The sequence below is a fragment of the Arcicella rigui genome, from assembly GCF_034929435.1.
Lineage (GTDB): Bacteria > Bacteroidota > Bacteroidia > Cytophagales > Spirosomataceae > Arcicella > Arcicella rigui.
Genome location: NZ_JAYFUM010000027.1, coordinates 107,059 through 117,427 on the forward strand (window position 1 = coordinate 107,059; position 10,369 = coordinate 117,427).

At 37.0% G+C, this 10,369-nt stretch carries 7 protein-coding genes; 3 read left to right on the top strand and 4 right to left on the bottom strand.

The genetic code is table 11. The annotated features are described in order from the left end of the window. Positions 1–32: 32 nt before the first annotated feature. The 3 genes from VB248_RS20075 to VB248_RS20085 all read left to right on the top strand — a co-directional run bounded on the left by VB248_RS20075 (position 33) and on the right by VB248_RS20085 (position 3,796). Positions 33–1,229, top strand: coding sequence for an RNA-binding domain-containing protein (locus VB248_RS20075; RefSeq protein ID WP_323298620.1), 1,197 nt, complete (start codon positions 33–35; stop codon positions 1,227–1,229). Further along, on the top strand, positions 1,226–2,188 hold the full coding sequence (locus tag VB248_RS20080) for a ParA family protein (RefSeq protein ID WP_323298621.1): 963 nt from the start codon (positions 1,226–1,228) through the stop codon (positions 2,186–2,188). Before VB248_RS20075 ends, VB248_RS20080 begins: the two co-directional genes overlap by 4 nt. Positions 2,189–2,251: 63 nt before the next feature. Next, positions 2,252–3,796, top strand: coding sequence for a bifunctional metallophosphatase/5'-nucleotidase (locus VB248_RS20085; RefSeq protein WP_323298622.1), 1,545 nt, complete (start codon positions 2,252–2,254; stop codon positions 3,794–3,796). 52 nt (positions 3,797–3,848) lie between these two features. Here the strand turns inward: VB248_RS20085 and VB248_RS20090 are convergent, their stop codons facing one another. The 4 genes from VB248_RS20090 to VB248_RS20105 form a co-directional block, all read right to left on the bottom strand. Beyond that, positions 3,849–6,116: an OmpA family protein gene (locus VB248_RS20090; RefSeq protein ID WP_323298623.1), complete on the bottom strand. Its 2,268-nt coding sequence runs from the start codon at positions 6,114–6,116 to the stop codon at positions 3,849–3,851. 244 nt (positions 6,117–6,360) lie between these two features. Beyond that, positions 6,361–6,792, bottom strand: a complete 432-nt coding sequence (locus VB248_RS20095) for a nuclear transport factor 2 family protein (RefSeq protein WP_323298624.1) — start codon at positions 6,790–6,792, stop codon at positions 6,361–6,363. A 23-nt stretch (positions 6,793–6,815) separates the two neighbouring features. Continuing rightward, positions 6,816–8,756 (bottom strand): glycoside hydrolase family 88 protein, encoded by a 1,941-nt coding sequence (locus tag VB248_RS20100; RefSeq protein ID WP_323298625.1) that lies wholly within the window; start codon positions 8,754–8,756, stop codon positions 6,816–6,818. A gap of 90 nt (positions 8,757–8,846) precedes the next feature. Next, complete coding sequence (locus VB248_RS20105) at positions 8,847–10,127, bottom strand: MFS transporter (RefSeq protein ID WP_323298626.1); 1,281 nt, start codon at positions 10,125–10,127, stop codon at positions 8,847–8,849. Positions 10,128–10,369: the final 242 nt, after the last annotated feature.

The window sequence follows — 10,369 nt, forward strand, 5'->3', positions numbered from 1 at the left end:
TAGTAATAAAGGTTTACTCAAAAGAATTAGGTATGTTATCAAAAAACGAATTAGGTATTTTACTCGCAGATATGGAGTCTGACCGAATAGAAAGAACAGTATCAATAAATAATACAGATAAATTTTGCGAGGCAATTTGTGCTTTTTCTAATGATTTTCCTAATAATAAGCAAAATGGGTATCTGATTATCGGAGTAGATGACAAAACAGGAATACCTGTTGGGAGTCTCATAACCGATAATGTATTAAAAAATTTAGCTGCGATTAGAGATGATGGAAATGTATTGCCTAAACCTGCATTAATTGTTCAACGCTATGAAGTAGATGGACAAGCGATTGCCGTCGTAGAGGTTTTACCAAGTTTATTTCCCCCAGTAAGATATAAAGGTAGAGTATGGATAAGAAACGGACCAAGAAAAGCGATTGCAACTGAAGCAGAAGAAAGAATATTATCTGAAAGAAGAACCTCAAGTGCAAAAACTTTTGATGCTTTACCATGCGCTGGTAGTAAATTAGAAGACTTAAATCTTGATTTATTTAAATTCACCTATTTGCCAAATGCCATAGATTCTGAAACATTAGCTAAAAATCATCGGGAAATTAAAAGTCAATTAGCATCACTCCGCTTATATGATTTACCCTATGACAGCCCAACCAACGGTGGAATAATTTTATTGTGTGACAATGCTAAGTATTACTTTATGGGTGCTTATGTTCAGTATGTAAAATTTTCTGGAATAGGAATGGATTCAGAAATTTTGAATGAGAAAGAATTTGTTGGTGATTTGATTTCAGTCATGCGACAATTAGATGATTTTGTAAAAAACAACATAGAGTTCAAATCGGTTTATATTTCTGCTTTAAAAGAAGAAGTTCAAAGAATGTATCCATTTAAGGCTATTAGAGAATTACTAAATAATGCTATTATGCATCGAAATTATGAATCAAATGCTCCTGTAAAGTTTTATGAATTTACTGATAGAATAGAAATCACAAATCCAGGTGGGTTATATGGTGCTGCTACCCCAGATAATTTTCCTTCGCAAAATGATTATCGAAATCCAATTTTAGCAGAAGCACTAAAAGTTTTAGGCTATGTGAATAAATTTAATAGAGGTGTAGATACTGCTAAGTCTGAATTAAAGCAAAATGGTAATCCTGAACCAATTTTTACTTATAACTTGCCATTACACTTTAGCGTGGTAATTTATAAAAAAGAGTTACGATGAAAACAATAATATTTTTCAATAATAAAGGTGGTGTAGGAAAAACTACAACAGTTTATCATATTGCTTGGATGATGTCAGAATTGGGGCTTAAAGTATTAGCAGTAGACCTTGACCCACAGTGTAATTTATCTTCAATGTTTTTGCCAAATGAACGCATGGAAGAACTGATACTTGAAGAAAATGGAAATACAATTTTAGATTCAATTGCTCCAATAAGTGAAGGAGAACCTTACAAGCCTGTTTATATTGAAAGCATAAATCACAATATTTCATTATTAGTGGGCAATTTAGCTTTATCCTCTTTTGAAGATAAATTAAGTGATGCTTGGTCTAAATGTTTAGGAGGAGATTCATTTGCGTTCAAAGTGACTTCTGTGTTTAAAACAATGATTAATGATGCATCTGAAAGAATTCAAGCAGATTTTGTCTTGATTGATGTTGGTCCAAACTTAGGTGCGATGAATCGTTCAATACTAATAACCACTGACAATATTGTTATACCAGTAGCACCAGATTTGTTTTCACTCCAAGGAATTAAAAACTTGGGAGATACATTAAAAGAATGGCGGTGGCAATGGGACAAAAGAAAACAAGAATATCGTAAAGCAGATATATCTTCAATACCCAATGGACGTATGCAACCAATAGGGTATATTGTAATGCAATATTCTGCCAAAGATAGTCGTCCAGTAAAATCCTATCTAAAGTGGGCAGATAAAATTCCTTTGGTTTATGAACAATATGTTAATGGTACTAATAATTCTCAACAAGATGATGTTGATAGACTGGCATTATTAAAGCATTATCATAGTTTAGCTCCAATGTCAATGGAAGCCCATAAACCTATATTTTTATTAAAACCAGTTGACGGAGCTATTGGTGCTCATTTACAGTCAGTAAGTAGATGTTATGTAGATTTTAAACAACTTACTCAAAAGATAATCTCAAAAAGCCTGTAAAGTAACCACTCAAAAACTTAAAAGCATATTAGCAAAACTATTTAACCAGACCGAGGTTAAACCATGAAAAAAATATTACTCTTACTCGTACTTGCTACCAGTATTTTTACTGCTTGCAAAACTTCTCAAAGTACTTCTAAGCAATCTTCTGAGAATGTTGTTAATATTACTTTTTTGCATTTGAATGATGTCTATGAAATTTCGCCTTTGGAAGGTGGAAAAGTAGGCGGTATGGCTCGTGTGGCTACGGTCAGAAAGGAATTATTGCAGGAAAATCGGAATACTGTTACGTTACTTTCAGGTGATTTTTTGAATCCTTCTTTGATTGCTACTTTCAAATATGAAGGTAAAAGTATCAAAGGTCGCCAAATGGTGGAAGCGATGAATGCCGTGGGTTTTGATTGGGTTGGTTTGGGCAACCACGAATTTGATATTGATGAAGCCGATTTACAAAGAAGAATCGACGAATCGAAATTTATGTGGTTGGCAAGTAATGCTTTGCAAAATAACAAAGGAACGCTTTCGCCTTTTGCGAAAAATGTTGATGGGAAAAGCCTTCCATTTCCAACTATGGCTGTTCTTACCTTTAGAAATACTTCTGGTAATGCCGTAAAAGTTGGTATGTTTTCGGTGGTTTTGCCTTCTAACCAAAAAGATTTTGTGCATTATGATGATTTCTTTGAAGCCTCAAAAAAGGCTTATGAAAGCTTGAAACCTCAGTGCGATTTTGTGGTTGCCATTACGCATCTCAACAAAGTAGATGATGCTAAATTGGCGAAAATGTTGCCAGAAGTAAAGCTTTTGATGGGCGGACACGACCACGACAATATGCTTTTCAAAGAAGGAAACGTAGTAATTGCCAAAGCCGATGCCAATGCCAAAACTGCTTATATTCACCGTTTGACTTTTGATACAAAAACGAAAGCTCTGACGATGAAGAGTGAATTACGTGCCATCAACGAGCAGATTAAAGATGATGCCGAAGTAGCCGTAGTGGTGAAAAAATGGGAAGATATTCTGGATGCGGCAATGATTAAGGCTGGTTTGAATAAAAATGATGTGGTGACTACGGTAAAAATCCCTTTGGATGGTAGAGAAAGTACCATGCGAAATAGCCATACAAACTTGGGCGATTTAATCGCTAAAGCGATGACTGCCGCCGCTACTCAACCCGTGGATTGCTCGATTTTCAATAGCGGTTCTGTAAGAATTGACGATCAATTGGTAGGTGCAATTACGCAATTGGATATTATGCGTGTCTTGCCTTTTGGCGGTAAAATTGTGGAAGTAAAATTACAAGGAAGTTTGCTGGCTAAAATTTTAGACACAGGTTTACAAAACAAAGGCAATGGCGGTTATTTGCAGTGGGATAAAATCAGTCAGGATGCTGGAACGAAACAATGGTTGATTGATGGCAAAGCTTTGGACGTAAATAAAGAGTATCAAGTAATGATGCCGAAGTTTTTGATAGAAGGAAAAGAAACCAATTTTGGCTATTTGACCGCTCAAAACCTCGAAGTAAAAAACATCATTGAACCAGATGATAAAGATACCAACGACATCCGTAATGATATTAGAAAAGTATTAATTGCCTATTTGAAAAAGTAACACGGCTTTCCAAGCCGTCTGTCAGATGAACGGACGGCTTGGAAAGCCCGTGTTACTTCACCGTTAATATCTTAAATTCTGTTCTTCTATTTTCTTGATGTTGGTCTTCGCTACATTCAACGCCATCTTCGCATTCGTTAATAGGTTCTGTTTCGCCATAACCTTTATAGACCAAACGGGCTGGGTCAACGCCTTTGTTCAATAAATATTTCACAACCGACTTGGCTCTTTGTTCGGATAAAGTAAGGTTGTAGGAAGCACTGGCACGTGAATCAGTATGCGAACGAATTTCTATTTTGATTGCTGGATATTTTTTCAAAACTGGAATTACTGTTCTTTCCAATTCAAGCGTAGCGTCTTTACGAAGTACGTATTTATCAAAATCATAATAAATATTATTGAGTTTCACCACATCGCCTTGTCGGAACATTCCTTGTTCTGATTGATACTTGGCAGGCGTTTTATCTACATTCGGAATTGCTTCTTTGTTGGTTGCGTAATTATCTTTTTCAGCAATTAGGCTATGAGGCGTTTCGGGTTTTACTTCAAATTCATAACCGCCATCTTTGCCCGTTACTACTACTTGTTTGGTTTTATCTTTTTCGTTTTCAAGAACTACTTTTACACCCGAAATAGGTTTTTTGTTTACTTCCGACCTAATGACTCCCGTGAGTACCGAAGTATTTGATTTGGTAAGTTCAATCTGCAAAGTTGTACTGTTGTCGGTTAAGCTACTGGTTGAATAATTCATTGATTTTACTTGATAGCCTTCTTTGAATACTTTAAACTCATATTCTGACTGTGACTGTAAGCAAATCGAAACTAAACCCATTGTGTTGGTTACTTTCAGTTCTTGGTTTTCGCCATTGAGGACAGTTCTTACATCGGCACTTTCTATAACAGCCTTTGTAAGGGCATCTGTAACGATAAGATTGAGCGGATGGCACTCTTTATGAAAACTATAAATATTATCGTCGTGTACGCCTTTTTTACGATTTGAAGAAAAGTAACCCGACTGACGCTGACCGTCGGTAATTAAACCAAAATCATCTTTTTCTGAATTGAGCGGAGCTCCAACATTCACAACAGAACCTTCCAGATTTCCGTCTTTGAGTTTAGCAAAGAAAATATCAAGTCCACCCAAACCTTCATGTCCGTCGGAAGCGAAGTAAAGATTTCCGTTTTCATCTACAAAAGGAAACATTTCATTTCCTTCGGTATTGATTTCTCTGCCAAGATTGACAGGTACACCCCAAGCTCCATTGTTGTAGGTCACTACATAAACATCTGTTCCGCCAAAGCCTCCCGGCATATCCGAAACAAAGTACATTTTGGTATTATCGGGCGTTAGGGCTGGATGTCCACAAGAATATTCATTTGAATTAAAAGGCAATTCTTTTACATCGCCCCAATTTTGTTTGGTCAAAGAGGCAGAATACAATTTTAAACGGTTTGTACCATCTTTTGAAACCCTTGCACGTCCTTTGTTGTAGTTGTTTCGAGTAAAAACAACTTTTTTCCCATCGTTAAAAAACGTAAGTGGACCTTCGTGATACTTGGTATTCAGGGTTCTGCTAAACTCTTCAATTTTACTTTGAGGAGCTTCTTGTGGGGCTACTTCGGCATTACTTGCCGACATCCCTCCCAAAGATGAAGCTACTTGCAAACCCGTTTTAGGATTAAGCAAAGAAGTATCTGGAGCAAAATATAAATTCAAAAAAGGGGTTTGATTCCATGCAAATACTCTTTTGATGCCTCCGCCTTCGTCACGAGCAGAACAAAAAACCAATCCGCCTTTGTAATAAGCTGGACTAAAATCTGCTTGGCGAGAATTGATAGAAAGGTACTCTACTTTGTAAGAAGATGAATCTCGGTAGAAATGATTCATGTCCATATAAGAAACCGTAAAGCGTTTTCCTCTTAAATCTTCCTTCTGTTTGTCGCCATAAATGGCAAAGTATTTTTGGGATTCACGGTACTTTTGGTTGGCAGCTAATGCCTGTGCGTAATATAGATAGTATTCGCTTTCTACTTCGGGAAAATCTCTGAGCAATTTGCCAAATACCCTTTCGGCATTTCGAGTATCCTGAATTTTTCGGTACGAAAAACCAAGGTTTTTTAGCAATTGTTGGCTGTTGTAGCTTTCGTTTTTATCTCTGGTATCATGTAAAAACTCCTCATAAAGTTTTACGGCATCGAGATAAGCCATTTGTTCAAATTCACGATTTGCCGCTTTCAACTTGCTCTGTGCCAAAGCTTGCCCAGAAAAAAAGGCAATAAAGACACCTACAAGAATTATCGTATAAGAAAGTTTGTTCATAATCGCTATTCTGAGACGGAGTTGTTAGGGCTTTTACTTAGAATAGATGATAGACTAAAGGTGTTTTTTTGCATCCCTCAGAGTGTACATCTATTCAGTTGTTATGCAACGATAACTAATAAGTAATGCAAAAAAACAAATAAGATACCAAAAGTCATAACTTATTCTGAATCATTTGAACGATAAAAGAAAAAGGCTCGGAAATTATCCGAACCTTTTATTTTTAAATACAATTTTTGGGCAATTATGGGATTTTTACCGCTTGGCGAGCCAAAAGTTTCCAATCGCCTTTTACTTTATGAAACACCAACAAAACGCTTAATTTCACTGTGGCAGGTACACCACGGTTGTTGGTTTCTGCAAAAATCTTATGACGTACAATGGCTGTTTTTCCAACTACTTGAATACTTTGTTCAGAAACATCCATTGTCTTAAAATCAGAGTCACCGTTCAATAATGTTTCAATTAAATGGGCTTTAGTTTCAATATTTCCGCCCGAATGTCCGTAGCTCAGTTGGTCGTCAACAATCTTTTCCAACACATTTTTGTCGGCATCAATCATCGCTTTTCTGTATGCTTCTACCACATTAGCTACTTTTGTTTCTTCGGCAGACTGTGCCTTCGAGAAACTCAATGATGCCAAAAAGATGGCAGCAATCATCAATATTTTTTTCATAGCAATTTTGTATTTTGAAAGGTTTATTTCTTTTTAGCTTTTGTCAATAACCAAGCTGCCCAGTTTTTGGCTGCTTGAAAGTTTTCAAATTCCATCGGCAAGCGTTTTCCATTCAAGTACTCATTATAAATCCACGGGTCACCGAGGGCAAACACTGTTCCTTTTCCTACTTGGGCAACTGCCATAATATTATCGCCACCTTCTGAAATAATAGTACGAGCAGGAGCTTTCACAGAAAGTACTGACAATTCTTTCACAAAAATTTTCTTGACATCCTTGAAAATTTCGTGATTGGCAGGTATCATTACTTTGCCTTGTTCATAGACATTGTTTTTTACCATATTGATACTTTTTCCTGTAAACTGAATGCCAAATCGCTCTGCCAATTTATTGAAATGAGGCAATTCAGCATTGGCAGAATCATTTGCCATCATTACCAATACGCCACCGGCTTTTACCCACTTTTCAATAGCCGCAATATCCTGAGCATCCACATAATTGGGATTTTCAGTTTCTTTTTTAGTATCAGGGTCAACGATGATATATACATCTACCCCTTTCAAAGTATTGGCTCTTGGTGCGGTTGGAATGGTACTTAGCGTAGCTCCGTAATTTTCAAAAATACTGGCTAATAAAGAAAAACCTGAATCTTTGCCATCTTCCCAAGTATAATGGAAAGGTTCTTTTACGCCTTCTTTAGAAGTTCTGAATTCGTGATTGAAATAATTATCCAAACCTACTTTTACGCCTTTGCCGATGCCTAAGTCTTCGGCAATTTCCATTTCAACGCTTGCCATGATAAATGGAGCTACTCCTTTTAAATCATCTTGGCGAATTTTTTCGCTGAGGTAATACTCATAGCTTCCATCACGATAAGGATTTCCGCCCAAGCCACTTACTAATACTACTTTTTCGAGGTGATTGATTCCTTTGCTATCAGTAGAAATAAAGTTTTTCAAAATGCCTTGATAACCTTTTTGTGCATATTTAAAGTACGATTTGTCAATATAGCCCATGCGTACTCCTTTGGCTAAACCATAGACCAACATCGACGAACCAGAGGCTTCTAAGTAATTGCCCTTCGCTCCTATTTTGTCCACTACCTGATACCAGCAACCTTCTTTTGGGTCTTGATACTTCACAATAGCAGGCACTAATCTTTGATAAATAGCGACTAATTCAGCACGTTTTGGATGATTTTTCGGGAAAGTATCCAACACATCCAACAAAGCCATTACATACCAACCCATAGCTCTTCCCCAAATATTGGGCGATTTCCCTGTGGTTTTGTCTGCCCATTTTTGCTCACGGCTTTCGTCCCAACCATGGTGTAATAAACCAGTTTGTGGATTTCGTGCGTGTTTTTCCATCCAAATAAATTGGTTGGCAATGTCATCAAAATTTTCGGGTTGATTAAATGCTTTGCTGTACTCGGCATAAAAAGGCTCTACCATGTACAGACCATCTAACCACATCTGATTGGGATAAATTTTCTTGTGCCAAAAACCACCTTCGTTGGTGCGTGGATGCTGAGACAATTGCTTGCGAAGTAAATCAGCAGCTAATTTGAATTTCTCTTTGCCCGACTCACGGTAAAGCATCAATAAAAGTCTTCCGCCAGTAATGTTATCTGAATTAAATTTATCGAAATCATAAGATTTAATTTCGCCTTTGTCGTTTACATAAGCATCCAAATTGTTCAGAATAAAACGGTAATACTTGGCATCGCCAGTTTTGTACCAAACTCGTTCTATGGCTTTTAGGATAATCGCCTGCTCGTAGTCCCAACGGGCATACTTACCTTCTTCTTTGTAAGTAATAGAATCTTTATGAACATTCATCATAATATCTGCCATGCGTTCCGACCACTTAATTTGGGCAAAACTCAGATTGGCAGAAAGCAAACAAAGACCCAAAAACAATGTACATTTTTGGGAGATTTTAGAGAAAAATTGTTTTTGCATTGGATGAAAATTGTGCTTTGAAGAATGTGGTTTGCGAAAACGCAAACCACAGTTTTGAGGGTCTATTTCCACAGACCAAATTCATCTTTATTAAATATCAACCTGTTCGTTTTTAGGAGCAAAGAAGTGCATGATTCCCCAAGCTAAAATGTAGGCACTACCACACAACAAGAAAATAATGTTGTACCCTGCGTTGATGTTACCAGCAGCTTTGTAAGAATCTAAGAGCGAACCTACAATCAAAGGGAAAATCATACCGCCGACAGAACCTGCCATACCACCAATACCGATAACTGAACTAATGGCTTTTTTAGGAAACATATCTGATGCTACGGTATAAATATTGGCACTCCAAGCTTGGTGAGCCGCCGCTGCAAGGCTGATTAATGCCACAGCTTCCCAAATGTTGGTGGCATAACGAGCCGCCATAATTGGCACAACACAAATAGCGAAAATAAACATGGATACTTTTCTTGCTTTCGGAATAGCCCAACCTTTTTTGATGAAATATCCAGACAAGTAACCTCCGCCGATACTACCAATCGTTGTAGCAGTATAGACCAAAATCAAAGGTAAACTTGGCTTTTTCAAATCTAAATTGAAAGTAGATGAAAAATAAGAAGGCAACCAGAAAAGGAAAAACCACCAGATTGGGTCGGTAAGCATTTTTCCAAAAACGAAAGCGTAAGTCTGACGAATACCGAATAATTTCAACCAAGCCACAGGTTTTTCGTTGGCATTTTCTGGCTCTACATCACTGTGAATATAGTCGTATTCAGCTTTTTGAAGTTTCTTATGTTTGGCAGGTACTTCATAATAAATCCACCAGAAAATCAACCAAATAAAACCGATTCCACCGGTAACGATAAAAGCCATTTCCCAACCGTATTCACCTAAAATCCAAGGAACCATTACGGGGGCAACTACCGCACCGATATTTGCTCCAGAATTAAAAATACCTGTTGCTAAAGCTCTTTCTTTTTTAGGAAACCATTCGGCAGTAGCTTTAATTGCCGCAGGGAAGTTTCCAGCTTCGCCCAAACCTAAAGCGGCTCTGGCAACCCCAAAACCAAAAGTACTTTTGGCAAAAGCATGAGCAATAGCCGCCAAACTCCAAGCAACAATAGAGATTGAATAACCTAATTTTGTACCAATTTTGTCAATAATTCCTCCAAAGGCCATTAAACTAAGTGCATAGGCAGCCTGAAACGCAACCACAATGCTACTATAATCTGTTTCTGTCCAGTTAAATTCTTTTTCTAAAGTGGGTTTCAAAAGACCAATCACTTGTCGGTCGAGGTAATTGATAGTGGTGGCAAAAAACAGTAAAGCAACAATTTGCCAGCGATACTTACCAATAGTGTTTTCCATGAATATAGGGTTTGTTTTTGAAATTTATCAATACATCAACAGTAGCCCAAACTACTTTTTTGATACGCTTTTTAGTAAAAGGAGAAAAGGATATTTTTTTACTTGATTTAAATTTCTATAAACTGAAGTCATCTTGACTTTTTAATTTTCTTAATTGCCATGATAATAAAAGCTATAAAGTTAAATCCCATCCAACTTGAAAGAGTTGTATCAAATCGATTTAACAAAGACCTATAACTATC

Bases quoted from the DNA above. Each gene is read 5' to 3' on its own strand.
- VB248_RS20075 (WP_323298620.1), top strand. From the start codon at position 33: ATGTTATCAAAAAACGAATTAGGTATTTTACTCGCAGATATGGAGTCT.
- VB248_RS20080 (WP_323298621.1), top strand. From the start codon at position 1,226: ATGAAAACAATAATATTTTTCAATAATAAAGGTGGTGTAGGAAAAACT.
- VB248_RS20085 (WP_323298622.1), top strand. From the start codon at position 2,252: ATGAAAAAAATATTACTCTTACTCGTACTTGCTACCAGTATTTTTACT.
- VB248_RS20090 (WP_323298623.1), bottom strand. From the start codon at position 6,116: ATGAACAAACTTTCTTATACGATAATTCTTGTAGGTGTCTTTATTGCC.
- VB248_RS20095 (WP_323298624.1), bottom strand. From the start codon at position 6,792: ATGAAAAAAATATTGATGATTGCTGCCATCTTTTTGGCATCATTGAGT.
- VB248_RS20100 (WP_323298625.1), bottom strand. From the start codon at position 8,756: ATGCAAAAACAATTTTTCTCTAAAATCTCCCAAAAATGTACATTGTTT.
- VB248_RS20105 (WP_323298626.1), bottom strand. From the start codon at position 10,127: ATGGAAAACACTATTGGTAAGTATCGCTGGCAAATTGTTGCTTTACTG.